The organism is Streptomyces sp. NPDC079141 (assembly GCF_040686775.1).
Lineage (GTDB): Bacteria > Actinomycetota > Actinomycetes > Streptomycetales > Streptomycetaceae > Streptomyces.
Genome location: NZ_JBFBLP010000004.1, coordinates 348,097 through 374,886, shown reverse-complemented (window position 1 = coordinate 374,886; position 26,790 = coordinate 348,097). Strand labels below are relative to the sequence as shown.

The following is a 26,790-nucleotide window of genomic DNA, read 5'->3' as shown; positions in this document are numbered from 1 at the left end:
CTGTGGGTCCGCAGCCATTCCTTATACAGGTCATTCGCGACTAAAAGTACGCAATCGCAGCGCCTCCGCGGGCACGCCTACCCCGGCTCGGTGGCACCATGACGCGGTGACCCACGCACGGCAGCACCGGCCCCAAGTCGTCGCCCACCGCGGAGCCTCCGAGGAGGCCCCCGAACACACCCTGGCCGCGTACCGGAAGGCGATCGAGGACGGCGCCGACGCCCTCGAATGCGATGTACGCCTCACCGCGGACGGCCATCTCGTCTGTGTCCACGACCGCCGCGTCAACCGCACCTCCAACGGCCGCGGCGCCGTCTCCGCCCTGGAGCTCGCCGACCTCGCCGCGCTCGACTTCGGCTCCTGGAAGAAGGGCGACGCCTGGCGGGGCAGGGACGAGGAGCCGGACTGGGAGGTCCGGCCGGAGGATCCGCAGGACACCTCCGTGCTCACCCTGGAGCGGCTGCTGGAGCTGGTCGCCGACGCCGGGCGGCGGGTGGAGCTGGCGATCGAGACCAAGCATCCGACCCGGTGGGCGGGGCAGGTCGAGGAGCGGCTGCTGCTCCTGCTGAAGCGGTTCGGCCTGGACGCGCCGCTCTCCGCCGCCGAGTCCCCGGTGCGCGTGATGAGCTTCTCGGCGCGTTCGCTGCATCGCGTGCGTGCCGCCTCTCCGATGCTGCCGACGGTCTATCTGATGCAGTTCGTCTCGCCGCGACTGCGCGACGGGCGGCTGCCCGCGGGCGTCCGGATCGCGGGACCCTCGATCCGGATCGTGCGCAATCACCCCGCCTATGTGGAGCGTCTGAAGCGGGCCGGCCACCAGGTGCACGTGTGGACGGTGAACGAGCCCGAGGATGTCGATCTCTGTGTGGAGCTCGGGATCGACGCCATCATCACCAACCGCCCGCGCGCGGTGCTGAACCAGCTCGGTACGACCTCTTGACCCAGGAGCCCCACCGGCCCCATCCTCCACTCTCGGCCACACCATCGAAATCCAGCCATACGGCAGGCCTACGACCACCCTGCGACTACAGGGAGTGCTCCGGCGCGTTCGGTCCGTATTCGATCGTTGCGAATGCGTCACCGGACATGGATTGGCCGGTTTCCGGTACAGGCCAATGGGGCATCCACACCGTGGCGTGGGGCGAAGGAGGTCTCGGGGGTGGCGTTGGTGGTGGCACAGGAGGTGCCCACGTCGTCGAGCATGGCCGTACCCCATGGCCCTGCGGGCGTGGGGCAAGCAAGACACCGTATGCGCGATCAATTGCGTACGGGTGGCGTGGCGGAAGCGGTCATCGACGATGCCGTACTCATTCTTTCCGAACTCTTGAGCAACGCCTGCAAACACGGTCGGCCACTGGGTGACGCCCTGGCCGGGGACGGTGCCGTACGGGCCGCGTGGCGCGTGGACGGGCGCGGGCGGCTCACGGTGGAGGTCACGGACGGCGGCGGGCCCACCCGCCCTGCTCCGGCCACGCCCTCGGTCACCGCGCACGGCGGCCGCGGGCTCAACATCATCACCGCGCTGGCCGACGACTGGGGCGTGCGGGACGACGCCCGCGGAGAGGTCACCGTGTGGGTCGTCGTCCATGACGACGTGCACGATCCCGACGCGGGTCACCGCCGCCACGATTTCGCTACGCGCGTCGTCGCCCCGTCGGTCGCGGCCCTCCCCGAACTGGACTTCGCGGACGCGTTCGACGATCTGGACTGATCGTCCGGCCCTCCGGTCGTGGAGGCACCCGGCCCGCGTTGTCCACAGGGTCGCGTCGGCCATGGCCGGAACGGCTAGGCTCCCGCCGTACGAGACGAGCCGTTTCCGGGAGACACCCACCATGGCCAAGAAGCGACCCCAGACAAAGGCCAAGCGCCCGCAGCTGACGGACGGAGAGATCCCGGTCGTCGGCGCCCGCGAGCCCTGCCCGTGCGGCAGTGGCCGGCGCTACAAGGCCTGTCACGGCAAGGCCGCCGCCGATGCCGTGACCGAGCTGGTGCAGCGTCCGTTCGAGGGACTGCCCGGCGAGTGCGACTGGGTGGCGCTGCGCGAGCTGGTGCCCGCCGCCACCGTCGGGCTCACGCTCAAGGGCGGCCTGCCCGAGGGCGTCCCGTCCGTCACGCTGGCGACGGTGCTGCCGATGGCCTGGCCCGCCCTGCGCCGCGACGACGGTTCGGTCCTGCTGGGCCTGCAGAACGACACGGCCTCGGGCGACATCAGCCGCGACCTGGCCGACACCCTCCAGCGTGCGCTGCAGGCCGCGCCCGGTACGCCCGTCCAGGGCCGCCGTGCCCCGGCCGAGGGTCCGCGGCTCCAGGACCTGCTCGACCCCGAAGGCACGTTCGAGCCAGTTGTGCACCCGGGCTTCGAGTTCTGGGTCCCGGACGCGGAGAACGCCACCCCGGAGGTGACCGCCTCCCTGGAGCGGGCCAACGCCGCCGCCATCCCGACCGTGCGGCTGACCGGTGTGGACGCCGCGTACTGGTGCGAGACGCCGGACAAGAACCACCTGCGCTGGGTCATGCCCCACCCCGAGGAGCAGCTTCTGGACGCCCTGGCGCGACTGCACGCGGCGGGCGGCTCCAGCCTCGGTGAGGGCACCCGCCTGGTGGGCTCCTTCCGCGCTCACGGGCTCACCGTCCCGGTCTGGGACCTGCCGAGCGGGGTCGGCGCCGAGGACGTGGAGAAGCCGGCGGCCGAGTTCGCCGAGCGGCTCGCCGCCGCCCTGGCGACCGACGCCCCGCTCACCGCTGACGAGCGTCGCGCGCGCGGCGGCCTGACCAACCGCCAGGTCACGCTCAGCTGACGCACAGGAGGGGTCTTCGTCGACTGACCGACCGGTCAGCCGATGAAAGGTCCGTGGAACAGGTGACTCCTGTCACAACTCCCGGCGGAAACCCGGGAATCGGTGACCGGAAAGCCCAGATCGAATTTGCGAACCGCCGATCTCTTGTTACCGTTCCAGTAGCCCGGTTGCTGGTGCATCCCCCGTCGCCAGCAACCGGGTCTTTTCATGTGCACCGCCGTGTACGGAACCCCGCCGGGCGTCAACTGCCCGTGGACGCACCGGAGTTGCTCCCGGAGCGCAGCAGCAGCGGCCCCCGTCCGGCCCGCGCCGCGAACTCCGCGACCGCCGTGTAGCCGTCCAGTTCGCCGAGGGTGCGCTCGCGCGGTGTCTCACAGGTTCCCGGTTCGTCCTCGGCGGCCACCGCACACCGCATCTGCACCGTGCGTCCCCCCGGCCCCATGAGGCTCAGCACGGAGTCCAGCGCCTCGCCGCCGGTGTTCCGGTAGTAGGTGCGCGCCCAGGTGTCCTCGCCCTGCGTCAGCACACAGGTCTGCGCCTCGATGCCGTCGGGGGAGGTGAGTTCGGGTCCGCAGCGGGCGGCGGTGCCCAGGCCCAGGCCGAGCGCGGAGGGGACGGCCTCGGCGGAGGGCCCCTTGGCGTCCTCGGGTGCGTCCTCGGACGCGGACGGACGTACGGCCGCGGGCGCGGTGGTACGGCTCTCTTCGCCCACCGGCCCCGCGGACGCCACGGCCAGCGGCAGCGCCACCGCGCACACCGCGACGCCCCCGAGGGCGAGCAGACGAACGTTCATGGACGGAAGATAACGAGCGTGGGCGGGCGCCCCGTCCGGCGCGCGCCCGACACCCCTACAACTCGGGCGCGCTCACACCCGTACGAGTGAGGGCTTCGACCACGGCGTCCACCACGGCCTCCACGTCCGGCACCCACGGCGAGGCCGAGCCGGGCAGCGGCGCGCGCTCCCAGCGGATCTCCCCGTGACCGGTGGTGGAGGGGGGCAGCGCGAGGTAGCCGCCCTCGCTGTGGAAGCGGAGGGAGCCCGGGACGAAGTCCTTGGCGTACAGCAGTTCGCCCAACTGCTCCATGGAGTACGGCTTGACGAGCAGCGCCCAGCGGGTGGGCGAGGCGACGACCGGGCCGAGCCGCATGCCCATGCGGTCGAGCGCGGCGAGCGCCTGGGCGGCCGGCAGGGCGGGGAGGCTGACCGCGCAGGGAGCCTTGCCGCCGGTGGCGAGAATGATCGGCGCGGTGGGCCGGTTGGCCCACCACCAGCGCACCATGCGTTCGTCGGTGGTGGCCGCGAGGAGGCCGGGGTCGAAGGGGTGGGCACCGGGCACCGTGCACTCGGGGTCCGGGCAACCGCAGCGTGCCCGCCCCTGCGGGTCCGCCGCCACACCCGGGAGTACGGGCCACTGCCATTCCGTCGCGAAGGTCAGGGCCGCGCTGATCAACTCAGGCCTCCCGTCGCTGCGCTGGGACAGGAGCCTGCGTCGCCTTCCGAGGATCTCGCGCATGAGCGCTCGTTCCTTTCCGTTGCACCGCTGGCAACACCGTGGACCACATCACACCATGTGTCGATCACTTCACTGTGCGTACCTGTTGGCGCATCACACCCCTGCTCCAGGCAAGGGGAACCCCTATGGGCCGAGCGTTGGCTGCGTCCGCGCAGCCTCGCCCATACCGCGTCTATCAAAAGCATGGGCGTGGCGTGGGGTGGCGAAGTCTGGCGTTTTGCCGTCCCGCGTATTTCTCTTCGCCTCCGCCACGGGAGGATGGGGCTCGGTCGTCGGTGGCTAAGACGCCCGGGTCCGCCACCAGGTTCCGGGTGACTGTCAACCACCCCTGGCCTTCTCCGAGTACGTACCCATCACGACCGCTGTGACGCTCTGTGGAGCAAGCCCAGTCGACCGCAATAGGGCGTTCCCTGAGGCAGTTTTAAGCCAATTTTGCCTTTCCGCAAGGGGTCTGTGAGATGTGCACCTGTTACCCACGGACACCAGGAATCCCGGCAGGACAATGCTGGACATCCCCTCACGAGTGCGTGTACATGTGGAGACACTGCTAGCGGCGCAGAATGACATGGGGGTTTGCGATGCTTTTGAGCAATACGCACCGGTCGGAAAGCCGAACGACATGAACGCCCCTCACCCTCCGAAAGTGGCCGGAATCGATTCAACGGTTCCCTCGCCCGCACACACTGTCGCGCCCGCGCCCGCCGCCTCGGGTACCCCACCGGTCTCCGCACCGAACCCGTCCCCCGCGCCGAACGCCCCGGGCCTGCTGCTCCAGGACCGCCTCGCCGGCTGGGTCTCCGATCTCACGACCCTCCATGAACTCACCGAACGTCTGGCACGCACGGACGCACTGTCCGACGCGCTCCAGGAGCTGCTGCGCGCCGGAGCCGCCCTCGTGGGTGCCCGGCGCGGACTCGTCGTCCTGGAACCCGCCGACGGACGGGGCCCGGACACCACCGTCGGCCTCGGCCTCGGCCGCGCCGACCTCGGTCATATCGAGACAGTGCCGCGCGGCTCCCTGTCGTACGGCAAGATCCTCGACGGACTGCCGGGCGGGGACGGTGAGATCGCCGAGCCCGACCTGTTCGCCGGGGACGGCCTCGATCCGCGCCACCGCGAGGTGGCCGCCCGCCTCGGCTACGCCGCGAGCTACGCCCTCCCCCTGTCCACGGAGGCCGCGGGCCGGCTCGGCGCCGCCGTGTGGCTCTACGACGAACCCGCCGAGCCGACCGAGCGCCAGCGGCATCTCGCCGGCCTGTACACCCGCTACGCCACCGAGCACCTGGCCCTGCTGCTCGAAGTCGAGCGCACGCGCGCGTGCATGAGGACCATGTCCGAGGAGCTGCTGCCGTCCCGGCTCCCGCGCGTGGCCGGAGTCCAGCTCGCCGCCCGGCATCGCACCGGCCCGCGCGGCGGCGGCGACTGGTACGACGCGTTGCCGCTGCCGGACGCGGCCCTGGGGCTCGCGGTCGGCGCGGTGACCGGGTCCGGGCCGAGCGCCATCGCCGCGATGGGACGGCTGCGGGCGTCCCTGCGGGCGTACGCGGTGATGGAGGGCGAGGACCCGGTCGCGGTCCTGTCCGACCTGGAGCTGCTGCTGCGGCTGACCGAGCCGGCCCGTTCGGCGACCGCGCTGTTCGCCTACTGCGAGCCCGCCCTGCGGAAGATCACGCTCGCCGGGGCCGGGCACTGCCCGCCGCTGCTGATCGGCGAGCGGCGCACGGAGTTCGTGGAGACCTCCGTCTCCGCCCCGCTGGGCATGCTGGCCTGCTGGGAGGCGCCCAGTGTGGAGTTCCAGGTGGAAGCAGGCGAGACGGTTCTGCTGTACACCGACGGGCTGCTGCACCGCACCGGCGACGCCACCGACCGCGCCTTCGCCCGGCTGCACACCGCGGCGGCCTCCGTACCCAAGGCGATCCGCCACGACCCCGGGGCCGTCGCCGACCACGTCCTGCGGACGGTGCTGCCCGACGGGCTGGACGAGGCGGAGTGCGAGGAGGACGTCGTGCTGCTCGCCGCGCGCTTCGAGTAGCTCTCCGTCACGGGACTTCCGGCCCTGGGCCCCCTTCGGTACGACCGTACGATGGAGGAGGTCCAGTGCCGTATCAAGGAGGATGACCGTGGCCGAGGAGCTCACCCCGGAGACCCCGGAAGAGTCTGAAGAGCCGATCAAGCAGCGCAAGAACGGCCTCTACCCGGGCGTCTCCGACGAGCTGGCCGAGAACATGAAGTCCGGCTGGGCCGACACGGAGCTGCACGGCCTGGAGCCGATCCCCCAGGCCGCCGAGACCGCGGCCCGCCGCGCGGCGCTCTCCGCGCGCTTCCCGGGCGAGCGGCTGGTGATCCCGGCGGGCAACCTGAAGACCCGCTCGAACGACACCGAGTACCCCTTCCGGGCCTCCGTGGAGTACGCCTACCTCACCGGCAACCAGACGGAGGACGGCGTCCTCGTCCTGGAGCCCAAGGGTGACGGCCACGAGGCGACGATCTACCTGCTGCCGCGCTCCGACCGCGAGAACGGCGAGTTCTGGCTCTCCGGCCAGGGCGAGCTGTGGGTCGGCCGCCGCCACTCCCTCACCGAGGCCGGCAAGCTCTACGGCATCGCCGCCTCCGACGTTCGCGAGCTCGCCGACCGGCTGCGCGAGGCCACCGGCCCGGTGCGGGTCGTCCGGGGCTTCGACGCCGGTATCGAGGCCGCGCTGACCGACAAGGTCACCGCCGAGCGCGACGAGGAGCTGCGGGTCTTCCTGTCCGAGGCCCGGCTGGTCAAGGACGACTTCGAGATCGGCGAGCTGCAGAAGGCCGTCGACTCGACCGTGCGCGGCTTCGAGGACGTGGTGAAGGTCCTCGACAAGGCCGAGGCCACCTCCGAGCGGTACATCGAGGGCACCTTCTTCCTCCGCGCGCGCGTGGAGGGCAACGACGTCGGCTACGGCTCGATCTGCGCCGCCGGTCCGCACGCCTGCACGCTGCACTGGGTGCGCAACGACGGACCCGTGCGCTCCGGTGACCTCCTGCTGCTCGACGCGGGCGTCGAGACGCACACGTACTACACCGCCGACGTCACGCGCACGCTGCCGATCAACGGCCGCTACAGCGAGATCCAGAAGAAGATCTACGACGCCGTGTACGAGTCCCAGGAGGCCGGAATCGCGGCCGTGAAGCCGGGCGCGAAGTACCGGGACTTCCACGACGCCTCGCAGCGGGTGCTCGCCGAGAAGCTGGTGGAGTGGGGGCTCGTCGAGGGGCCCGTCGAGCGGGTGCTGGAGCTGGGGCTGCAGCGGCGGTGGACCTTGCACGGGACCGGGCACATGCTCGGCATGGACGTGCACGACTGCGCTGCCGCGCGCGTGGAGTCGTATGTCGACGGCACGCTGGAGGCGGGCATGGTGCTGACCGTCGAGCCGGGGCTGTACTTCCAGGCCGACGATCTGACCGTGCCGGAGGAGTACCGGGGCATCGGCGTCCGGATCGAGGACGACATTCTGGTGACGGAGGACGGGAACCGGAATCTTTCTGCGGGGCTTCCTCGGCAGTCGGACGAGGTCGAGGCGTGGATGGCCTCTTTGAAGGGCTGATCTTTTTTGGATTGATGGCCGGGCACCGGTGGGGTGTCCGGCCATCAGTGCGGTCTGCGGGCGTGTGGGGGCTTGTCGCGCAGTTCCCCGCGCCCCTGAGGGGGGTTTGTGTGGACCTGCATCTTGAACTTCTCGCCGCCGACGGGCGGCGTGCCGGGCTTGAGCGTGCTCTGCGTGATGCCGTTCGGGACGGGCGGCTGGCGCCCGGGGAGCGGTTGCCCGCCACGCGGCGGCTCGCGGAGGAGCTGGGGGTCTCGCGGAACACCGTGAAGGCCGCCTACGACCAGCTCGTCGCCGAGGGGTATCTGACCGCGCGGCAGGGCTCGGGTACGCAGGTGGCCCCGCTGCCTCCCTCCGCCGCCGAACCGGCGAAGGCCACCGCACACGCGCGTGAGCCTCGTTTCGATCTGCGGCCGGGGAGTCCGGACGTCGGGGCGTTTCCGGCCGCCGCCTGGTTGCGGGCGCTGCGGCGGGCCGTCGCCGTGGCGCCCTCGCTGGCGTACGACTACGGCGATCCGCGCGGGCGCATCGAGCTGCGGACGGCGCTGTCGGGGTATCTGGGGCGGGCGCGCGGGGTGATCGCACCGCCGGAGCGGATCGTGATCACCTCCGGGTATGTGCAGGGGCTCGCGCTCCTGACCCGGGTGCTGGAGGGCGGCGAGTTCGCCATGGAGGACCCCGGGCTGCCGTTCCATCGGCAGGTGGTGCGGCGCAACGGCGGGACGGTGGTGCCCGTACGGGTCGACGAGCGCGGCGCCTGCGTCGAGGGCCTCGGGGATCCGGCCGCCGTCGTCGTCACGCCCGCGCACCAGTACCCGACGGGGGTCACACTCCACCCGGAGCGGCGGCGGGCGCTCACCGACTGGGCACGCGCGCGTGCGGCGCTGATCGTCGAGGACGACTACGACGGGGAGTTCCGTTACGACCGGCAGCCCGTCGGGGCCCTGCAGGGAATGGCGCCGGGGCAGGTCGTGTATCTGGGGACCGCCTCCAAGACGCTCGGGCCCGCGCTGCGGCTCGGCTGGATGGTGCTGCCGCCGCAGCTCGTCGACGCGGTCGCCGACGCCAAGCTGCACAGCGACCACCACACCGAGTCCCTGGGCCAGTTGGCGCTCGCCGAGCTGATCGACAGCCACGCCTACGACCGTCATGTGCGCGCGAGCCGGCTGCGGTACCGGCGGCGCAGGGACCGGCTCGTGGACCGGCTGGGGGCGCGCCGGTCGGTGCGCGGGATCGCGGCCGGGCTGCATGCGCTGGTGGAGGTGGACGACGAACCGGCGGTGCTGGCGCGGGCGGAGGCGGCGGGGCTCGCGGTGGGGCGGCTGGGCGACCACTGGCACGAGGAGGGCGGTGCACGGCCGCAGGGGCTGGTCGTGGGGTACGGGACGCCCCGGGAGCGGGTCTATCCGGAGGCGTTGGAGATGCTCGGGAAGGTCCTCAACGGCGGGTGAATTGGGCCATGAACAGCGGCGGCTAGTGGTTCTGTTTCGGAGTCCAGTTCGCTTCTAGTGTCGTAGCCATGACGAACTCCCTCGTTCCGCCCGCGGGTCCCCAACGTGTCCTGGCTCTCGCCCAGTTGGCCAACTCGGTCGGGGACGGCGCCTACTACGTCACCTCGGCGCTCTACTTCACCCACGTCGTCGGTCTCGACCCCGCGCGCGTGGGGCTCGGGCTGACGGTCGCGTGGGGGGTTGGCTCGCTGGCGGGCGTGCCGCTGGGGCGGCTGGCGGACCGGCGGGGGCCGCGCGGTACGGCGATACTGCTCGCGCTGGCGACCGGGCTCGCGGTGGCGTCGTTCCTCGTGGTGCGCGGCTTCTGGCCCTTCGTGGCGGCGGCGGTCGCGTACGCCACCGCGCAGTCCGGACTGGCGGCGGCCCGGCAGGCGCTGCTGGCGGGGCTGGTGTCCGCGGGCGAGCGGACCGGGCTGCTGGCCCATCTGCAGTCGACGCTCAACGCCGGTCTGGCGGTGGGTGCGGGGCTGGGCGGGCTCGCGCTGCACGCCGGGTCGAGGGCGGCGTATCTCGGGGTGTTCGCGCTGGACGCGGTGAGCTTCCTGCTGTGCGCGGCGGTGCTGTTGCGGCTGCCCGCGGTGGCGCCGGCCGCGCCCGTCAAGGAGACCGGGGTCGGTGTCCTGCGCGACCGGCCGTACGTCGTCGTCACGGCGCTCAACACCGTGCTGCTGCTGCGGATGCCGCTGCTCAGCCTGGGGCTGCCGCTGTGGATCGCGGAGCGGACCGAGGCGCCGACCTGGCTCGTCTCCGCGCTGTTCGTGCTCAACACCGGTGCGGTGATGGCCTTCCAGGTGCGGATGGCACGCGGGGTGAAGGGGCTGGCGACGGCCACGCGCGCGGTGCGGAGGTCGGGGTGGGTGATGCTGGCGGCGTGCGCGGTGTTCGCCCTGTCGGCGGGTGTCTCGCCGTGGGTGGCGGTGGGTGTTCTGGTGGTCGGCTCGGTGCTGCTGGTCATCGCGGAGATGGGTCAGTCGGCGGGTTCCTGGCAGGTGTCCTTCGACCTCGCCCCGGCCGACCGGGTCGGTGAGTACCAGGGCTTCTTCGGCACGGGCGTCACGGTGGCCCGGACGGCCGGTCCGCTCGTGCTGACGACGCTGTTGGTGGGGTGGGGGCCGGCGGGGTGGCTGCTCCTGGGTGCGGCGACGGTGGCGGCGTCGTACGCGATGGGGCCGGCCACGCGGGCCGCGGCGCGCCGGGTTGGCGAGCCGGCGCGTCTCGACCGGCGTCGGGTGCAGGCGGCTTGAGCGGTGCGGCGGGGTGTTGGCGGGCGTGGGGGTGGGTGCGCAGCCCGGCGCTTGCGGGGTGCCGCCTGCGCCCACCCGTGCCGCCCTAGGCGGCACTCATGCCCGCAGGCTACGCAGGCAATCAGGCCCCGCCCACCCCGCGCACCCGTCAAGCAACCCCCGCAGCCACCGGCAGCGAGTCCAGGAACAGTGCCCCCGCCAGCAAGCCCGCGCTGCCCCGGGGGCTCCACGCGCGTGTGTGCAGGTCGGTGTCCAGGGACGTCAGTGCCGCCGCGCCCGCGTGCGTCGACGTACCGCCCGCCTCCAGGACCTCGCGGGCGCCCGCCTGGACGTGGCGCAGGCCCAGAGGGCCCGCCGTGTACAGCAGTTCCGTGTCCTGGAGGGTGGACATCACGGTGAGCAGGGCGTCGAGGCGGGCCTCTGTCTCCGGCGCGCCGCGCGAGCGGGATGCCGTGAGGGCGTCCAATGCCCGCCGTACGTGCGGGAATCCGGCCCGTGCCTCGCCCCGCGCCCCCGCGGCGCCGTACTTCGCCGACACCGAGGAGCCCCGCGACGGCCGCCGCGGGGCCCGCTTGTCGGGGTGGGCGGCGATGCGCTTGGCGGTCGCGGCGATGTCGGGGGCCGCGGCGCGGGGGTCGAGGGCCGCCGCCGCGACCAGCAGCCCGAGCGTCCACAGGGCACCCCGGTGGCCGCCGCCCGCGAGGCCCACCGAGTGTTCGGTGCACCGCCCGATCGCGCCCAGCTCCGCGCGCAGGGTGGGCGTGGGCTCACCGGTCCGGCGGGCCGCCGCGGCCATCGCGACGAGCCCCGGCACGAGCGCCTTCGCCGACCAGCGCAGCGAGCAGTGGTCCCGGGCGCCGAGGTCACGCGGGTCCGGCAGCCCCGGCTTGGGGGCCAGGGCCAGTTGTCCGGTCAGCGCGGCCACTGCGGCCTCCGCCAGCGCCTCGTCCTCGCGGCTGGTCATCCGTTACGACGAGGCCGAGGCCGACGGGGCGTCCGAGGGGGCGTCCGGCGGGGTGCCGCCCTCGCCGCCACCACCGCCCTCGCCGCCACCGCCCGCGCCCGTGTTCTCCGCGTCGGGGTCGATGCCGAGAGTGAGGAAGCCCTTGTAGCCCTTGGACGGGTCCGCCTTCTTGACCGGCTTCAAGGTCAGCAGACCACTCGCGGCGCCGCCTCCGTCGTAGACCATGTCGTTGTCGAGGGTGGTGTAGCTGCCGGAGTGCTGGGAGTAGGGCTCAAGGGTGAAGATCTCCTGGGCGATCTCGTCGTCGAAGAAGAACTGGCCGGTGTAGTTGACCTTGCCGCCCTCGTAGGTGCCGTCCTCCTTCTCGCCGCCCGTGTGCACCTTGACGTGGATGTGGCAGGTGCGCGGGGTGTACCAGCCGGGGAAGATCGTCTCGAACTTGACGACCCCGTTGGCGTTGGCGATCTGGTAGCCGCGCAGGTACGTGTTGTCGTCGGCCGTCGAGCCGTCCTCGCTCTCCGCCGGGGCCGAGCCGCCGGGGTTGGCGGTCGTGTAGCCGGAGTAGTAGCCCCAGGCGTCGCAGTGCCAGATCTCCACGGCGGCGCCGGGGACCGGGGTGCAGCCGTCGGTGGCGTCGACGACGGTCAGGCGCAGGGTCAGCGGGACGCCGCTCTTGCCCTCGGTGATGTCCTTTCGGACCAGGGCGCCGTCGAGGTAGTAGGGGCCCTCGGTGACGCTCGTCATCAGCGTCATGCACACACCACTGCTGCTCGTGGCCGAGGCGGTCGCCGTCGCGTCCGTCACCGTCTCGTCCGCGAACGCCGCCTGGTAGCCCGCGAAGGCCAGGCCGCCGGCCGCCACCGTGCCACCGGTCACCGCGAGGGCGCGGCGCCGGGTGATCGTAGTGTCCCTGTGGTTTCCCGTCATGGACATGAACGTAGGAACGGCGCCCGTCAGGAGCGTGGGCGGACGCTGTGCGCAGGCTGAGAGTCCTGAGGAAGCTGAAGCCGGGGCCACACCGTCCAGCCGTGGCGGCGGGCCTGTTCCCGCATCTCCGGGTCCTCGCCGATCACCACCGCCCGGCCCGTCATGCGCAGCAGCGGCAGGTCGGAGACGTGGTCGCCGTAGGAAGTGGACCCGGCGAGGTCGAGCCGGCCGGTGGTGGTGAGGGTGCGGACCGCCTCCGCCTTGGCCTCGCCGATCATCGGGCGCTCCACCTGCCCGGTGTACCTGCCGTGCGCCGTCTCCGGGTCCGAGCAGACCACGATGTCCGCGTCGAGGTGCCGGGCGACGGGGGCGAGGCAGGCCCGGAACGAGCCCGAGACCAGCACGACCAGATCCCCCTCGCGCTGGTGCCGGCGCAGCGCGTCCACCACGCGCTCGTTGAAGAAGGCGCCCCGGCCCACTTCGGCCCGGAACCATTCCTCGGCCAGCGCGGCGACGGCGTGTACGTCCGCCCCGGCGTAGGAGGCGAAGTAGGCGCGGTTGGTCTCGGTGCGCGGGACCCCGGCGGCCGTCATGGCCTTCAGCCGCTGCCGCTCGTGGCGGTACGCCGACGGCGGATGCCCCTCGGCGGCCAGCCGGAACTCCAGGAACCGGAACATGCTGGTGACGTTGGTGACGGTGCCGTCTACGTCGAAGAACGCGGCCGATCGTCGTCGCAAGGCGGTTCCCTCCTGCGTGAAATGGGTCCCGCCCCGCGCGGGCCGACGGGGGGTTGAAGGCACGCACGGGGCGGAAGTGGTGGTCAGCCCGCCGCCACCGGCAGCAGACCCCGCTCGGCGAAGACCCGCTTGGCCGTGCTGAGGCCGTTGAAGGTGCGCGGGAAGCCGACGAAGGCCAGGCCGTGCACGAGGGAGTCGACGACCTCCTGCGGGGTGACGCCCGCGTTCAGGGCCAGGTTCAGATGGAAGGCGAACTGGCGCTCGGTGTCGCCGAGGGCGGTGAGCAGCGCCAGGGTGACCAACTGCCGCTGCCGGTCGTCGAGTCCGCCCCGGCCGTACAGGTCGCCGAAGACGAACTCGGCGACGTAGCGGCCCATGTCGGGCGCCACGTCGGCGAGCGTCGTGAAGATCGCGTCACCCGAGTCGCCGAGCTCCAGCAGCTTGGCCTGCCCGCGCTCGAAGCGGGGGTTGCCGCGCTGCTCCTCGCGGATGTCACGGCTCATACGGCGGGCTCCGCGTGGCGCGCGGTGAAGTCCAGCAGCCGCTGCCAGGCGTCGGCGCTGATGTCCTTCCACTCCGGGGCGCCGCCGTCGAAGAAGGAGTGCGGGGCACCTTCGTAGATCTTGTACTCGTAGGGCTTGCCCTCGTCGTCCAGCTTGCCGCGGAAGGCCGCGAAGTCCTCCTGGGTGGTGGCGACGTCGTCGCCGGCGAGGAGGAGCAGCAGCGGGGCGGAGATGTCCTTCAGGCGGTCCTCCGCCAGGCCCGGCAGGCCGTAGAAGCCGATCGACCCGGCGAGGTCCAGGCCGCTGCCCGCGAGCCGCCAGGAGTGGCCGCCGCCCAGGCAGAAGCCGACCGAGAAGACGGTGACGCCGGGGTTCTGCGAGGTCAGGTAGGTGACCGCGGCCCGGGCGTCGTCGGCCACGCTGTCCGGCACCAGCTGCTTGAAGTGCGGCTGCCACTCGAACTCGTCGTCGCGCGGCCCGAGTCCGGCGGTGCGCCCGTAGTAGTCGAGCACGACGGCGGCGAACCCGGCCTCGGCGAACCGGCGGGCCAGCTCCTGGTAGTAGGCGTGGACGCCGCGGATGTCCGGCAGGATCACGACACCGCGTCCGTTGGGCTCACCCGGCCGCGCATGGAAGGCGCTGAACGCCGTCCCGTCCTCGGAGGTCAGCTCGATCAGCCCCTCCTCGGCCACGCTGCCGGGGTTCTCGACGGCGGGGGGCCTGCTGTCGGTGCTGTGGCACATGGGGTGTTGGCCTCTCTTCGATGGCTCTCTTCGATGGTGACTGCGGGGGGACCCCGGAGCGCTGGTGACTGCGGGGGACCCCGGATCCCTCACGCCGTGCGCAGGACGCCGCGGGAACGGGCGCGGACGCTGACGGCGCAGGTCAGCCGGGCGGTGCAGGAGCGTCTGCCGGAGCTGTCGGTGATGACGATCTCGTAGGTGGCGGAGGTGCGGCCCTCGTGCAGGGGGCGGCACTCACCGGTCACGGTGCCGCCGGCCACCCAGCGGTGGTGGGTGCAGGACAGGTCCAGGCCGACCGCGTGGCCGCCGGGTCCGGTGTGCAGGAACGCGGCGACGGATCCCAGTGTCTCGGCCAGTACGGCGTTGGCGCCGCCGTGCATGATCCCGACGGGCTGGCGGTTGCCGGCCACGGGCATGGTGCCGATGACCAGTCCCGGCTCGCAGCGCACCAGCTCGATCCCCAACTTGGGGACGAGCTGCTGCTGGCTGAACTCGGGTGTCACGGCCCAGGGGCCGAGCGTCAAGTCGGACATGCTGCCTCCCCGTGTGCGGCACTGGAATCCGTGTCCGCGAACAGCTACGACGCTAGTCAATTCCGAGGTGCCCGGAAAAGGGCGTCAACTGGTGGTGTCCAGGGTGGTGTTGGCAGTAACCGCATGGGCCGACTCTCGTTGCGGCGAGTTTTCTCGGCTAGCTTCGAGCTGACCGAAAAGCACCCACTGGCCCCGACACAAGGGAGTTGGCTTTGTCTGGAATGCTGCCTGCCAAGGAATTACTCCTCGACTCGGTCGACGACTATCTGGGACCCGGCGAAAAGCGGTTCTTCGGTTCCGGATTCCGGCGGGTGCGGTACCGCTACGACAAGGTCGAGGCGACCGGCGGCCGGGACGTGCCCACGGAGCTGACCGGCGGGCTGGACGTCGTCTACCCGGCCGACTGGTCGACCAAGGCCCGGCGCGGCGATCTGCGCCCGCATCTGAGCACCGTCGACGGCCTGATCGTCGCCGTGCACCTGAGCGAGCTGGCCCTCACCCACGCGCTCGGCCTCGGCCCGCAGAGCCGGCGCGCGGGACGGGTGCTGGAGGCGCGGATCAAGGCGGGCACCACGCCCGACGAGGAGCTGACCGGGCTGCCGGTGCGCACCACCGTGCTCGGCGTCCCGGTCCCGGACGGCGAGGGCGAGTCGGTGTCCCGGCTCCAGACCCTGGTCGGCGGGATGCGGATCCGCACCGACCTGCGTCATCCGCAGTCCGGCCCGGCGGCGAGCGCCCCGGTCGCCGCGGCCACCTACGCCGGCCCGGCGGAGCTGCTGGGGCCGGTGGAACGGCAGTACTACGGCACCGGGTTCACGGCCCGGACGCAGAGCGTGCGCAAGGTCGCGGTACTGGTCGCCGAGGCCCGCGCGCACGCCGTCGTCGACGTGGCCCAGGAGCCCGGCACGGTGCTGGCCACCGAGGGCACCGAGGGCCTGTACCAGCCCTTCGTCGGCCTGATCGACACCTTCGTGACGAGCCTTCAGCTCGGGCAGATCCTGCTGTACGAGACCGACGGCATCTCCCGCGGCGCCAGCAACACGCTGTGGATGCGCACCACCGTCCTGCGGGCGAGCGCGGAACCCGATCCCATCCGCTACGAGACCCCGCTCGATGTACGGCTGGAAAACAGCGCGTTGCTACGGCGGGACGAAGAGATGTGGCGCGCCGCCGACATCGTCGGACAACTCGCCGGGAACACCGTGCGCTGTTCCGTCGCGCACCGGCTGCCCGGCTGATTCCTCCCCGTTTCCGAATTCCCGAATGGAGCCCGTCATGCGTATCGCCATATCCGGCACGTATTCCTCCGGAAAGACCCTCACCTCGTATGCCCTCGCGCATTACGTGGGAATTCCGCGCACCCGTGCCCGCACCATGCGGGAGCTGCTGCCCGAGGCCGTGCCGGGCAAGACCCTGGAGCAGTGCACCGCGGCCGAGCTGGTCCAGCTGATCGTGCGCCGCCATGTGGACCGGGCCGTCCACGAGAGCCGCTTCGAGGGCTCGTTCGTCTCCGACGGCTCCTCCCTCCAGGAGTGGATCTACGGCTCCGTGCGGGTCGTCGTCGGCATCAACCCCAATGACTCCGTGCACCTCAGCGAGCTGGAGAGCGTTGAACGCACCGCGGACATCCGGGTGTTCGACGCCGTGATGGAGCAACTGGGCATCGCCTTCAAGCAGCATGTGAAGCAGACGTACGACGTCTTCGTGCATCTGCCCAACGAGCTGGCGCTGGCCGCCGACGGGCACCGTCCGGTCAACGAGCGGTTCCGTTCCATGGCCGACGAGCGGCTGCTGGAGGTCGCCGCCGAACTCGGCATCCCCGCGCATGTGGTGGGCGGCACCGTCGAGGAGCGCCTGGTCGAGATCGCCCGGCTGTTCGACCTGCCGGCGCTGATGTCGCCGGAGGAGGCCATCGCGCAGGCGCAGGCCGAGTACGAGGCCCTCGACATGCGCACCGAGTCCGACCGGGCCTCGGTGATCGTGCGATGACGTCACGGGCCGCCGTCCTCGCCGGCCTGGGCTCCGCCCTGCCGCCCCGGGTGGTGACCAATCACGATCTGACCGCCCGCATGGACACCTCCGACGAGTGGATCCGCACCCGCACCGGCATCACCGAGCGGCGGATCGTCGATCCCGGCGCCGCCACCAGCGACCTCGCCATCGAGGCCGGGCGGCGGGCGCTGGACTCGGCCGGCGAGCCGGACGTCGGGGCCGTGGTGGTCGCCACCGCCACTCCGGACCATCCGTGCCCGGCGACCGGTCCGACGGTCGCGGCCGGCCTCGGGCTCGGCACCGTCCCCGCCTTCGACGTCGGGGCGGTGTGCTCGGGCTTCCTGTACGCCCTGGCCACCGGCGCCGGGCTGATCGCGTCCGCGGTGGCCGACAGCGTCCTGGTGGTCGGTGCCGACGCGTTCACCACCATCGTCGACCCCTTCGACCGCACCACCGCGCCGATCTTCGCGGACGGCGCCGGGGCGGTGGTGCTGCGCGCGGGCCGGGCCGACGAGCCGGGCGCGCTGCGCCGTACCGAACTCGCCAGTGACGGGATGCAGGCCGATCTGATCCAGGTGGCGGCCGGCGGCTCGCGGCAGCGCAGCCACCACAGCGCGGCGCTGCGCGAGGACCAGTACCTCACCATGCGCGGCGGCGAGGTGTTCAAGAACGCGGTGCTGCGCATGACGGAGGCCTCCCGGACCGTCCTCGACCGCACCGGCTGGACCGTAGCCGACGTGGAACTCCTCGTCGGTCACCAGGCCAACGTCCGCATCCTGCACGCCGTGGCCGAACAGCTCGGCATCGCCCCGGAGCGGGCGTACGTGAACATCGGCCACACCGGCAACACGGCCGCCGCCTCCATTCCGCTGGCCCTGGACGACGCGCACGGCGAGGGGCGACTGCTGGCCGGCGACAAGGTGCTGCTGACCGCCTTCGGTGCCGGTACGACCTGGGGCGCCATCACCCTGACCTGGCCCGACGGCCTTCAGTACACCGGAATCCCCGCAGCCGCCGCCTGATCCGGCACCGGCCCCGCACGCCGCTCACCTCACCCCCCACCTCACCGATCCACGCAAGCCCCGGAGCACCGCTCCGAGGAGGGAGTACGAGATGCCTGTCACGGCTTATCCCGGACTGGTCGCGTTCATAGCCGACAAGGCCGAGGTCCCCGTCGAGGAGATCGACCCGGAGAAGACCCTGGAGGACCTCTCGCTGGACTCGCTGACCCTGATCGAGATCGCCCTGTTCATCCAGCGCGAGTACGGCATCGAGGTGCCGGAGGGCGACCTCGTCCTCAGCCAGAAGCTGGCCGAGTGGGCCGCCTACCTCAACGAGCGGAGCGGCCGGTGAAAGCCGTCGTGACCACCGGGGCCGGCGCCCCGGACGTCCTGCGTCTGACGGACGTGGACCGCCCCGCGCCGCTGCCCACCGAGGTGCTGGTCCGCGTCGAGGCGGCGGGCGTCAACCCCGTCGACTGGAAGATCCGCGCGGGCGTCTTCCCGCCCGGCGCCCTGGGCGCCCCGCCGTTCGTGCAGGGCTGGGACGTCGCCGGAGTCGTGGAGTCCGGGCCCCGGGTGACCCGGTTCGAGCCCGGCGACGAGGTGTTCGGCCTGATCGGCTTCCCGCGCCCGGGCGGCGCCTACGCCGAGTATGTGACCGCGCCCGCCCGGCAGTTCGCCCGCAAACCGGCGAGGCTCGGCTTCGAGGAGGCGGCCGCCCTGCCGCTGGCCGGCCTCACCGCCTGGCAGACGCTGGTGGAGACCGCGCGCATCGGCCGCGGCGACAAGGTGCTGGTCACCGCGGCGGCGGGCGGCGTCGGCCATCTGGCCGCCCAGATCGCCCGGGCCCACGACGCCGAGGTCACCGGCACGGCCCGCGCCGAGAAGCACGACTTCCTGCGCGAGGTCGGGGTGGACCACCCCGTCGACTACACGGCGGGCCCGCTGCACCACACGGTCACCGGACAGGACGTCGCCCTGGACCTGCTCGGCGGGGAGCACAGCTTCGAGCTGCTGCGCACCCTGCGCCCGGGCGGGCTGCTGATCACCGTGATCGGGCACGTCAGCCCCGAACTCACCACCCTCGCCGCCAGTCTGGGCGTACGCGTGACGGGCTTCCTGGTCGAGCCCGACCACTCCGGCCTCGAAGCGCTGGCCGCACTGGTCGAGGCGGACCGCCTGCGGGTGCGGGTGGACCAGGTGTTCAAGCTGGCCGACGCCGCGAAGGCGCACGAGTACGGCGAGGCCGGCCGCACCACCGGAAAGATCGTGCTCGTTCCATGACCTCCCCCACCGTCCCGGCGCTGCGTCCGGCGGCGGGGCTTCCGGACCGGCTGGTCACGGTGTTCGCCGTGGCCGCCGGGCTGGCCGTGGCCAACATCTACTACGCGCATCCGCTGCTCACCTCGATCGCCGCCGAGTTCGGCGTCGGCAGCACCGCGGCGTCGCTGGTGGTCACGGCCTCCACCGCCGGGTACACCGTGGGCCTGGCCCTGCTGGTGCCGCTCGGTGACTCGGTGAACCGGCGCCGGCTGCTGGTGGCGCTGCTGCTGGTGACGGCGGCGGGGCAGGCGGCCTCGGCCGCCGCGCCCTCGGTCGCCGCGCTGGTCGTGCTGTCCGGGCTGATGGCGGTGACGGCGGTGGGTGCCCCGCTGCTGGTGGCGTTCGCCGCCGCGCTCGCCCGGCCCGAGCAGCGCGGCCGGGTCACCGGCCGGATGCTCAGCGGGGTGCTGCTCGGCGTGCTGCTGGCCCGCACCGGCGCCGGCCTGCTGGCGCAGCTCACCGGCTCCTGGCGCGCGGTGTTCGCGGTCGCGGCGGTGGGGATGGTGGTGCTCGCCGCGCTGCTGTGGCGGCTGCTGCCCGACCTCGAACCGGCCGAGCGGCTCGGCTACTTAGGGCTGCTGCGCTCGGTGGCGTCGGTGGTCGGCGAGGAGCCGCTGCTCCGGCTGCGCTGCCTGTACGGCTTCCTCACCTTCGCCTCCTTCAGCGTCTTCTGGACCTCCGCGGCCTTTCTGCTCGCGGCGCCGCCGTACTCGTACGGCGAAGCCCTGATCGGTGCGTTCGGGCTGCTCGGGGCGGCCGGGGCGCTGGCGGCGCGGGCGATGGGGCCGCTGGTGGACCGCGGCCGGGACCGGCCGGCCTCGACCCTGCTGTACGCCGCGAACCTGGCCGCCTGGGGGCTGCTCGCCCTCGACGGCGGTCACCTGCTGGTGTGCCTGGTGCTCGGTGTGCTGCTGCTCGACTTCGGTGTGCAGGGCGCCCAGGTGACCAACCTCGGTGTCCTCTACCGGCTGCGCCCCGAGGCCCGCAGCCGGATCACGATGGCCTACATGACCGCCTACTTCCTGGGCGGCGCGGCGGGTTCGGCGCTGTCGGGCGCCGTCCATTCCGCCGCGGGGTGGGCCGGAGTGTGCGCGGCCGGGGGCGGTCTGGCCGCGCTCGTGCTGCTGCTGTGGGGCGTCGAGCAGGCGCGCGCGGCACGGCGGTAACGCATCCCTCGTTTCCCCGAACCCTGGAGTTCTCGTGTCCACTCGTCCGACGGGTGCCGCTCGGTCCCGTCCCGTCCTGACCCTTCTCGCGGTCTGTGTCTCCTGCGGGCTGCTCCCCGCCTCCCTGACCGGAACCTCCGTCGCGCTGCCCGACCTCGGCGGGGATCTGGACGCCTCGCTGGTGACCGTGCAGTGGGTCGTCAACGCCTACAACCTCACCTTCGCCAGCGTGATGCTGGTCGCCGGCTCGCTCGCCGATCTGCTCGGCCGCCGCCGGATGTTCACGCTCGGGCTCGTCGTCTTCGTGCTGTGCACGGCCGGTTCGGCGCTCGTCTCCGAGGTGGTGCTGATCGACGTGCTGCGCGGCGCCGCCGGCGTCGGCGCGGCGATGGTGCTCACCGCGGCGACCGCACTGCTCGCCCAGGCCTACGAAGGCACCGCCCGCGCGCGGGCGTTCGGGTTCCTCGGTTCCTCCTTCGGGCTCGGGCTCGCGCTCGGCCCCTCGCTGTCCGGGCTGCTCGTCGGGGCCTGGGGCTGGCGCTCGGTGTTCCTCGCCCATGCCGCCGTCGCCGCGGCCGTCCTGCTGCTGCGCCCGGCGCTGACCGAGTCCCGCGACCCGGACGCCTCCGGCGTGGACTACGCGGGCGCGACCACCTTCAGCGGCGCCCTGTTCGCCTTCACCCTCGCCCTGGTCGAGGGGCCGCAACTGGGCTGGGCGCACCCGGTGGTGCTCGCGCTCGCGGTACTGGCCGTGGTGCTGATGGTGTCCTTCGTACGGATCGAGAAGCGGCGGGCGCGGCCGATGCTGGAGCTGTCGCTGTTGCGGGAGCCGAAGTTCGCCGCGGTCAGCCTGATGCCGGTGCTGCTGGCCTTCGGCTTCGTGTGTCTGCTGGTCTTCCTGCCGTCCTTCTTCATCGGCGTGAACGGCATGAGCTCGCAGCGCGCCGGTCTGACGATGCTGCTGCTCAGCGGCCCGGTGCTGGCGCTGCCCGTGATCAGCGGCGTACTCGCCCGCAAGATCAGCACCTCGGTGCTGCTCGGGGTGAGCCTGCTGCTGGTGGCGGGCGGCGCGGCCTGGCTCACCGTCCTCGACCAGAACTCCACGACCGCTGTGCTCGCCGGTCCGCTGCTCGTCATCGGCACCGGGGTGGGCATCTCCTTCGGGCTGCTCGACGGGGCGGCGATCGGCGCCGTGGACGCGAGCCGGGCGGGCATGGCGGCCGGCCTGTTCAACACCATGCGGCTGACCGGCGAGGCCGTCGCCATCGCCGGTATGGGATCCGTGCTGGTCAGCCTCGTCCAGGGCAACCTCCACGACGACGAGGGCGAGCTCGCCAACCGTGTGGTGCAGGGCGAGATCAGCGCCGTGGCCGATCAAGTGCCCGCCGCTGAGCGCGCCGACTTCATCGCCTACGTCTCCGGCGCCTACACCTCCGCCCTGCACACCGTGCTGTGGCTGCTCGCCGCGGTGTGCGCGCTGGGCGCCCCGCTGATCATGCGGATGCTGCGCCCCGCTCCGGCCGAGCGGAAGCCCGACATCGCCGACACCCGGGAACCGATCACGATGGGAGAAACGTCATGAGCAAGCCCGACGACCGGCCGGTGCTGGTGGTGGGCGCGGGCCCGGTGGGCCTGACCGCCGCGGCCGAACTGGCCCGCCGGGGCACCCCGGTGCGCCTGGTCGACAGGACGGACGAGCCCAGCCCGCTGACCAAGGCCCTGATGGTGTGGCCGCGCACCCTGGAGGTGTTCCGCGGCCTCGGCGCCGCCTCCTACCTCGACAAGCACGGTCTGCCCGTGCACTCCTTCCGCTACAACTCCGGCACCGACCCGATCTGCGACATCGTCTTCGGCGACCGCACCCGCCCCATGGTGATCATCCAGCCGGACGTCGAGGAACTCCTGCGCGAGGCCTTCACGGACGCCGGCGGCACGGTGGAGTGGCGCACCGAGCTGACCCGGCTGAGCCAGGACCCGGACGGCGTGCTGGCCACCCTGCGCGCCCCCGACGGCACCGAGTCCACCGAGGAGTTCGCCTACGTCGTCGGCGGCGACGGAGCGAGCAGCACCGTCCGCAAGTCGCTGGGCATCGACTTCAAGGGCGCCACCTACCCGAACGTCTTCATCCTCGCCGACACCGCGATCGACGGGGACCTCCAGCGGGACGCCGTGCACTACTACTGCACCGAGAACGGGATCATGGTCCTGGTCCCGCTCTACAACGGCCGCTTCCGCGTGTTCACCGCGGGCCCGCCCGGTATGCGCCCCGAGGACCTCACCGAGGAGGTCCTCCAGGACTTCGTCGACAAGCGGGGCCCGGGCGGCCTGAAGCTGTACGACGTCTCCTGGCAGACCACGTTCAGCATCCACGCCCGGCACGCCGAGCGGTTCCGGGCCGGCCGGGTCTTCCTGGCGGGCGACGCCGCCCACATCCACAGTCCCGCGGGCGGCCAGGGCCTGAACACCGGGGTGACCGACGCCCACAACCTCGCCTGGAAGCTGGCGCTGGTGCACCGCGGCGCGGCCGCCCCCGCCCTGCTGGACAGCTACGGCAGCGAGCGCGCCGCGGTCGCCCAGGGCGTGGTGAAGCAGGCCGAGGTGCAGACGAAGGCGTGGATGCTGGCCAAGCGCTGGCAGATCGCGCTGCGGGATGTCTCCGCCCGGCTCGCCGAACGCTCCGGCGTCTTCGACCGGTTCTACTCGCCGTGGCTGGCCGGTCTGACCAACCACTACCCGGCGGGCCCGGCGGTCGACGAGGACCCGAGCGGACGGCTGCGGCGCCCCCGCCACCGCAACGGCCATCTGCTCACGGACCCCGCGCTGCGCGAGTCCCTCCCCGTCGACCGCTACACCCTGCTCGTCACCCTCCCGCCCTCCGGCACGCGCCCGGCGGAACTGGCCGAGCTGGAGGAGTCGTACGGCGATCTGGTGACCGTCCGCTCGGCGCCGGGTCGGCGTTTCACCGCCGTCCTGGTCCGCCCGGACCACTATGTCGCCGCCCAGGACCGGACCCCCGACCTCGCACGCATCCACGGCCATCTGGCCACGCTGGCCCCGGCCGGCGCCGTTTCACGTGAAACCAGGGAAGGACACAGCGCATGACACGCAGCACCGCGGACACGGTCCAGGAGTTCTTCGGGCGCTTCGGGGTGGGCGATCTGCCCGGGCTGCCGGAGCTGTTCGCCGAGAAGGCGGATCTGGTGGTGGCGGGCGCCCCCGTCGTCCCGTGGACGGGGCATCTCGTGGGCCGCCATGAGGTGGAGGGCTGGTTCCAGCGGTTCGTGGCCGCCGTGGACACCCAGCGTTTCGATGTCGAGCGCATCGCCGTGGACGGCGAGGACGCCTTCGTCCTCGGGGAGTTCACCCACAAGGTGATCTCGACCGGCAAGTCGTTCTCGGGCCCCTTCGCGATCCGGATCACGGTCCGCGACGGCCTCATCCAGCGTTATCAGACCTTCGAGGACTCCTACGCGGCCGCGATGGCCTTCTCCGAGGGAAGCTGACCGCCCCCCTCGCCGGCTCCGCCGTCCTCGCCGGGCCGGTCCGGATCGTCCGGGCCGGCCGCGGCGAAGAAGGCGTCCAGCTTGTCCCGTGTCTCCTGCACTGTCGGCATGTGCAGGATCAGCTGAACCTCGTGATCGGCCGCGAGTTCCCATTCGTGGACATCGAAGCCGAGCGCTCCGACGGTGCCGTGGAAGATCTCCTTGGCACGGCTTCTGGTCGGTTCCAGTACTTCGTGGCTGCCCCACAGCCGCGCGAACTCCGGGCTCCTGTCATTGAGCTCGTCGAGGATGCGCTCGACCTCGGGGCGGCCGAAACAGTCGGCCACGTCCGCGCGGAAGCGGGCGACCGTGCTGCGGGCGAGTTCGTCGGCCTGGGCGTAACGACGTCGGCAGGTCTCGTCGGTGAAGAACTCCACCAGAATGTTCCCGCCGGGCCCCGGGAAGCCGAGAAACTCGGCCACGGCCGAATTGGCCGCCAGGATGTTCCAGCAGCGGTCGCGGACGAGTGCCGGGTTGGGGAACCAGTGGTTCACGATTTCGGCCAGCCGCTCGGGGTCGGCGGGACCGCCGTCGGTCCGCTGGTCGACGTCCGGTGTCTTCAGGCCGGCCAGCCGGTGCAGATAGATCTCCTCGGCGGGGTTGAGCCGCAGGGCTCCGCTGATCGCGCCGAGGACCGATTCCGAGACGTTGATGTCCCTTCCTTGTTCCAGCCAGGTGTACCAGGACGTGCCGACTCCGGCGAGGACGGCGACTTCTTCCCTGCGCAGTCCTGGAGTGCGCCGGCGACCCGACGCGCTGAGCCCGACTTCCGCCGGGGACAGGCGCATTCGCCGGGTCCGTAGAAAGTGAGACAACTCTTCAAGTTGACGCTTTCGGCGACCTATCGTCATGAATCACGAGGCTCTACGAAGGGCAATAACCAGTCAAGCAAAAGGTTTGCCAAGGATGGCCGGAAACCGTCAGCCCAGGACCATCGAGCAGCAGAACAGCAGGTCTTGAGGGAGGATCAAGAAACCTTTGAGCTCGCTGTGTGGCCGATTCCGGTCGCCGGGAAAGGCGGATTTCATACCTCCACTTTCGGCCACCGGAGTTTTTTCTGATTTATGATTCACATACCCGGATGCCGTTTTCCCGGAATGTGACGCGTCGCACTACACCGCCACCAAAGGCGAGGCGTCCTTGCGCCACTTCAGCATCTTGTCGAAGCTCACCACCGCACCGCCCCGGCCCGGCTTGTTGCCGATGTGGACATGGTCGGCGAGCTCCTGGATCAGATACAGGCCACGCCCGTGCTCGGACTGGGTGGACGTCGGCCGGGAGCTGCGGTTCGCGGCGTCGAAACCCGGGCCCGAGTCGACGACTTCGATGCGGCACTTCTCGCCGTCGAGGTAGGCGGTGACCCGGTAGGCGTCCGAGGCGCCGTCGGGCTCGGTGTCCCCGCCGTGCTCCACGGCGTTCGCGCAGGCCTCGCTGAGGGCGATGGAGAGGTCGTAGGACACGTCCGGGTCCACGCCCGCGCTCTCCATGGTGCCGAGCAGCAGCCGCCGGGCGAGGGGAACGCTGGCAGCCTCGCGCCGCAGATGGAGTGACCACCAGATGCTCATGCTCCAGCCTCCTGGCCGCGGCTCGACATACCGTTACGTATTGCCGCCCACGGCGGGGCGTAAGCGCATTGTTGACGTGATGCCGCCCATATGGGCGATGCGCGCCGGCCCGGGAACGGTGTATGTGGGGGCAGGTGGTGTCAGAGGGGGACCTGAGGGACCCGAAAGGATCTTCCGCCCGTAAAGCATCTTGCGGACCTGCCGTATGGCCGTCGTAAGGCCAGTGCGATGATGAGCCCGCCATGACTGCCCCCCACCCCCGCACGACGCGCACCGGACGCGGCTTCCGGCTGCTGCGGGCCGCGGTGTTCGCCGCGGTCTGTGTCGTGCTGGCCGGGGCCGGGCACGCGCTCGGCTCCTGCGCCTCCGTTCCGCTGTGGACGCTGGGCGCCGGATTCCTCGGGGTCGTCGTGGTCGCCGTGCCGCTCGCCGGGCGCGAACGGTCCCTGGCCGGGATCGCTGCCCTGCTCGCGGTCGGACAGACCGTGCTGCACACGCTGTTCGGACTCGGCCAGCACGGGGTGGCCGCCACCTCGGCCGCATCCGCCTCCGACGCCTCGCTCGTCGCCCGGGCCGCGCGGATCGTCTGCGGAACCACCGCGGCGGCGATCAGCCCCGCCCAGGCCCGGCAGATCCTCACCGAGGCGCGGCTCTACCCGTCGGCCCACACGGCACATCAGCCGGCCGACACCGTCACCGACTCCGCCTCCCTGCTGCCCTCCCTGCCGATGCTGCTCGCCCACCTCCTCGCGGCCCTCGCCGCCGGGTGGCTGCTGCGCCGCGGGGACATGGCCGTACGGCGGCTCGTCGAACTCTCGGCGCACTCCGTCGTCGAGGGGGCGCTCGTACGGTCCCTGCGCGGGGCGCTCGCGCTGGTGCGCGCCCTGCGTGCCGGACTGCCGGGGGCGCCCGAGACGGGTCCGCGCCCGGCGCGCACTCCGCTGCTCGCGCCGCCGCGCCCCCGCACCGTCGCACTCCAGCACACAGTGATCAGGCGCGGTCCGCCCACCGCCGCGACCGCGCTCGTACTCACCGCCTGACGCGACGCGACCACGGCTGGGAGATCCCTGTTCGGAGATCCGGTTGAGGGCCGCCGTCGTGCGGCACACGCGTGTGCCACCGGTCGGCGCGCGCATCCCTCTTCACCAC

27 protein-coding genes are annotated in these 26,790 nt (G+C 72.0%); 17 read left to right on the top strand and 10 right to left on the bottom strand.

Translation table 11 applies throughout. From position 1 onward, the window contains the following. Positions 1-106: 106 nt before the first annotated feature. The 3 genes from AB0Q90_RS15860 to AB0Q90_RS15850 all read left to right on the top strand — a co-directional run bounded on the left by AB0Q90_RS15860 (position 107) and on the right by AB0Q90_RS15850 (position 2,798). A complete protein-coding gene (locus tag AB0Q90_RS15860; RefSeq protein WP_363163397.1) occupies positions 107-940 on the top strand; it encodes a glycerophosphodiester phosphodiesterase in 834 nt (277 codons plus the stop codon). Between the two features lie 132 nt (positions 941-1,072). Beyond that, positions 1,073-1,711, top strand: a complete 639-nt coding sequence (locus AB0Q90_RS15855; protein WP_363163398.1) for an ATP-binding protein — start codon at positions 1,073-1,075, stop codon at positions 1,709-1,711. A 121-nt stretch (positions 1,712-1,832) separates the two neighbouring features. Then, the gene (locus AB0Q90_RS15850) at positions 1,833-2,798 is read left to right on the top strand and encodes a DUF5926 family protein (RefSeq protein WP_363163399.1); all 966 of its coding nucleotides are present in this window, start codon (positions 1,833-1,835) and stop codon (positions 2,796-2,798) included. Positions 2,799-3,039: 241 nt separating this feature from the next. Here the strand turns inward: AB0Q90_RS15850 and AB0Q90_RS15845 are convergent, their stop codons facing one another. Both AB0Q90_RS15845 and AB0Q90_RS15840 read right to left on the bottom strand, forming a co-directional pair. After that, positions 3,040-3,591, bottom strand: a complete 552-nt coding sequence (locus AB0Q90_RS15845; protein ID WP_363163400.1) for a hypothetical protein — start codon at positions 3,589-3,591, stop codon at positions 3,040-3,042. A 55-nt stretch (positions 3,592-3,646) separates the two neighbouring features. Next, entirely contained in the window at positions 3,647-4,312 is a 666-nt protein-coding gene (locus AB0Q90_RS15840; RefSeq protein WP_363163401.1) for a bifunctional DNA primase/polymerase, read from the bottom strand. Between the two features lie 502 nt (positions 4,313-4,814). Here AB0Q90_RS15840 and AB0Q90_RS15835 point away from each other — a divergent pair. From AB0Q90_RS15835 to AB0Q90_RS15820, 4 genes are all read left to right on the top strand, one after another. Further along, positions 4,815-6,344 (top strand): PP2C family protein-serine/threonine phosphatase, encoded by a 1,530-nt coding sequence (locus tag AB0Q90_RS15835; protein ID WP_363163402.1) that lies wholly within the window; start codon positions 4,815-4,817, stop codon positions 6,342-6,344. 88 nt (positions 6,345-6,432) lie between these two features. Continuing rightward, complete coding sequence (locus AB0Q90_RS15830; RefSeq protein WP_363163403.1) at positions 6,433-7,890, top strand: aminopeptidase P family protein; 1,458 nt, start codon at positions 6,433-6,435, stop codon at positions 7,888-7,890. 110 nt (positions 7,891-8,000) lie between these two features. After that, positions 8,001-9,341, top strand: a complete 1,341-nt coding sequence (locus AB0Q90_RS15825) for a PLP-dependent aminotransferase family protein (protein WP_363163404.1) — start codon at positions 8,001-8,003, stop codon at positions 9,339-9,341. A 68-nt stretch (positions 9,342-9,409) separates the two neighbouring features. Beyond that, a complete protein-coding gene (locus tag AB0Q90_RS15820; RefSeq protein WP_363163405.1) occupies positions 9,410-10,645 on the top strand; it encodes an MFS transporter in 1,236 nt (411 codons plus the stop codon). Positions 10,646-10,793: 148 nt separating this feature from the next. Here AB0Q90_RS15820 and AB0Q90_RS15815 read toward each other — a convergent pair whose 3' ends face one another. From AB0Q90_RS15815 to AB0Q90_RS15790, 6 genes are all read right to left on the bottom strand, one after another. After that, positions 10,794-11,609 carry a triphosphoribosyl-dephospho-CoA synthase gene (locus AB0Q90_RS15815; RefSeq protein WP_363163406.1) on the bottom strand — a complete coding sequence of 272 codons (816 nt, stop codon included), beginning with the start codon at positions 11,607-11,609 and terminating at the stop codon, positions 10,794-10,796. Between the two features lie 3 nt (positions 11,610-11,612). After that, the gene (locus AB0Q90_RS15810) at positions 11,613-12,536 is read right to left on the bottom strand and encodes an intradiol ring-cleavage dioxygenase (protein ID WP_363163407.1); all 924 of its coding nucleotides are present in this window, start codon (positions 12,534-12,536) and stop codon (positions 11,613-11,615) included. 26 nt (positions 12,537-12,562) lie between these two features. Beyond that, the gene (locus tag AB0Q90_RS15805; RefSeq protein WP_363163408.1) at positions 12,563-13,273 is read right to left on the bottom strand and encodes an HAD-IB family hydrolase; all 711 of its coding nucleotides are present in this window, start codon (positions 13,271-13,273) and stop codon (positions 12,563-12,565) included. 83 nt (positions 13,274-13,356) lie between these two features. Then, positions 13,357-13,776: a carboxymuconolactone decarboxylase family protein gene (locus AB0Q90_RS15800; RefSeq protein ID WP_363163409.1), complete on the bottom strand. Its 420-nt coding sequence runs from the start codon at positions 13,774-13,776 to the stop codon at positions 13,357-13,359. Then, complete coding sequence (locus AB0Q90_RS15795) at positions 13,773-14,519, bottom strand: dienelactone hydrolase family protein (RefSeq protein WP_363163410.1); 747 nt, start codon at positions 14,517-14,519, stop codon at positions 13,773-13,775. The genes AB0Q90_RS15800 and AB0Q90_RS15795 overlap by 4 nt, the downstream gene beginning before the upstream one ends. Before the next feature lie 89 nt (positions 14,520-14,608). Continuing rightward, a complete protein-coding gene (locus tag AB0Q90_RS15790) occupies positions 14,609-15,052 on the bottom strand; it encodes a hotdog fold thioesterase (RefSeq protein ID WP_363163411.1) in 444 nt (147 codons plus the stop codon). 221 nt (positions 15,053-15,273) lie between these two features. On the opposite strand from AB0Q90_RS15790, the gene AB0Q90_RS15785 reads away from it, so the two are divergent. The 9 genes from AB0Q90_RS15785 (at position 15,274) to AB0Q90_RS15745 (ending at position 24,037) form a co-directional block, all read left to right on the top strand. Further along, positions 15,274-16,290 (top strand): AvrD family protein, encoded by a 1,017-nt coding sequence (locus tag AB0Q90_RS15785; protein ID WP_363163475.1) that lies wholly within the window; start codon positions 15,274-15,276, stop codon positions 16,288-16,290. Between the two features lie 37 nt (positions 16,291-16,327). Beyond that, entirely contained in the window at positions 16,328-17,041 is a 714-nt protein-coding gene (locus AB0Q90_RS15780) for an AAA family ATPase (RefSeq protein ID WP_363163412.1), read from the top strand. Then, the gene (locus AB0Q90_RS15775) at positions 17,038-18,066 is read left to right on the top strand and encodes a beta-ketoacyl-ACP synthase III (RefSeq protein WP_363163413.1); all 1,029 of its coding nucleotides are present in this window, start codon (positions 17,038-17,040) and stop codon (positions 18,064-18,066) included. Before AB0Q90_RS15780 ends, AB0Q90_RS15775 begins: the two co-directional genes overlap by 4 nt. A 91-nt stretch (positions 18,067-18,157) precedes the next feature. Next, positions 18,158-18,397: an acyl carrier protein gene (locus AB0Q90_RS15770; protein WP_363163414.1), complete on the top strand. Its 240-nt coding sequence runs from the start codon at positions 18,158-18,160 to the stop codon at positions 18,395-18,397. Further along, on the top strand, positions 18,394-19,329 hold the full coding sequence (locus AB0Q90_RS15765) for an NADP-dependent oxidoreductase (protein ID WP_363163415.1): 936 nt from the start codon (positions 18,394-18,396) through the stop codon (positions 19,327-19,329). Before AB0Q90_RS15770 ends, AB0Q90_RS15765 begins: the two co-directional genes overlap by 4 nt. After that, on the top strand, positions 19,326-20,534 hold the full coding sequence (locus tag AB0Q90_RS15760) for an MFS transporter (RefSeq protein WP_363163416.1): 1,209 nt from the start codon (positions 19,326-19,328) through the stop codon (positions 20,532-20,534). Before AB0Q90_RS15765 ends, AB0Q90_RS15760 begins: the two co-directional genes overlap by 4 nt. A gap of 34 nt (positions 20,535-20,568) precedes the next feature. After that, positions 20,569-22,116, top strand: coding sequence for an MFS transporter (locus AB0Q90_RS15755; RefSeq protein WP_363163417.1), 1,548 nt, complete (start codon positions 20,569-20,571; stop codon positions 22,114-22,116). Next, the gene (locus tag AB0Q90_RS15750; protein WP_363163418.1) at positions 22,113-23,636 is read left to right on the top strand and encodes an FAD-dependent monooxygenase; all 1,524 of its coding nucleotides are present in this window, start codon (positions 22,113-22,115) and stop codon (positions 23,634-23,636) included. The genes AB0Q90_RS15755 and AB0Q90_RS15750 overlap by 4 nt, the downstream gene beginning before the upstream one ends. Beyond that, the gene (locus tag AB0Q90_RS15745) at positions 23,633-24,037 is read left to right on the top strand and encodes a nuclear transport factor 2 family protein (protein WP_363163419.1); all 405 of its coding nucleotides are present in this window, start codon (positions 23,633-23,635) and stop codon (positions 24,035-24,037) included. The genes AB0Q90_RS15750 and AB0Q90_RS15745 overlap by 4 nt, the downstream gene beginning before the upstream one ends. Here the strand turns inward: AB0Q90_RS15745 and AB0Q90_RS15740 are convergent. Further along, positions 24,001-24,927 carry a helix-turn-helix transcriptional regulator gene (locus AB0Q90_RS15740; protein ID WP_363163420.1) on the bottom strand — a complete coding sequence of 309 codons (927 nt, stop codon included), beginning with the start codon at positions 24,925-24,927 and terminating at the stop codon, positions 24,001-24,003. The two genes, AB0Q90_RS15745 and AB0Q90_RS15740, sit on opposite strands and share 37 nt — an antisense overlap. Before the next feature lie 261 nt (positions 24,928-25,188). Next, complete coding sequence (locus tag AB0Q90_RS15735; protein WP_363163421.1) at positions 25,189-25,641, bottom strand: ATP-binding protein; 453 nt, start codon at positions 25,639-25,641, stop codon at positions 25,189-25,191. A gap of 242 nt (positions 25,642-25,883) precedes the next feature. Here AB0Q90_RS15735 and AB0Q90_RS15730 point away from each other — a divergent pair, with 242 nt between their 5' ends. Beyond that, positions 25,884-26,681, top strand: a complete 798-nt coding sequence (locus tag AB0Q90_RS15730; protein ID WP_363163422.1) for a hypothetical protein — start codon at positions 25,884-25,886, stop codon at positions 26,679-26,681. Positions 26,682-26,790 lie beyond the last annotated feature (109 nt).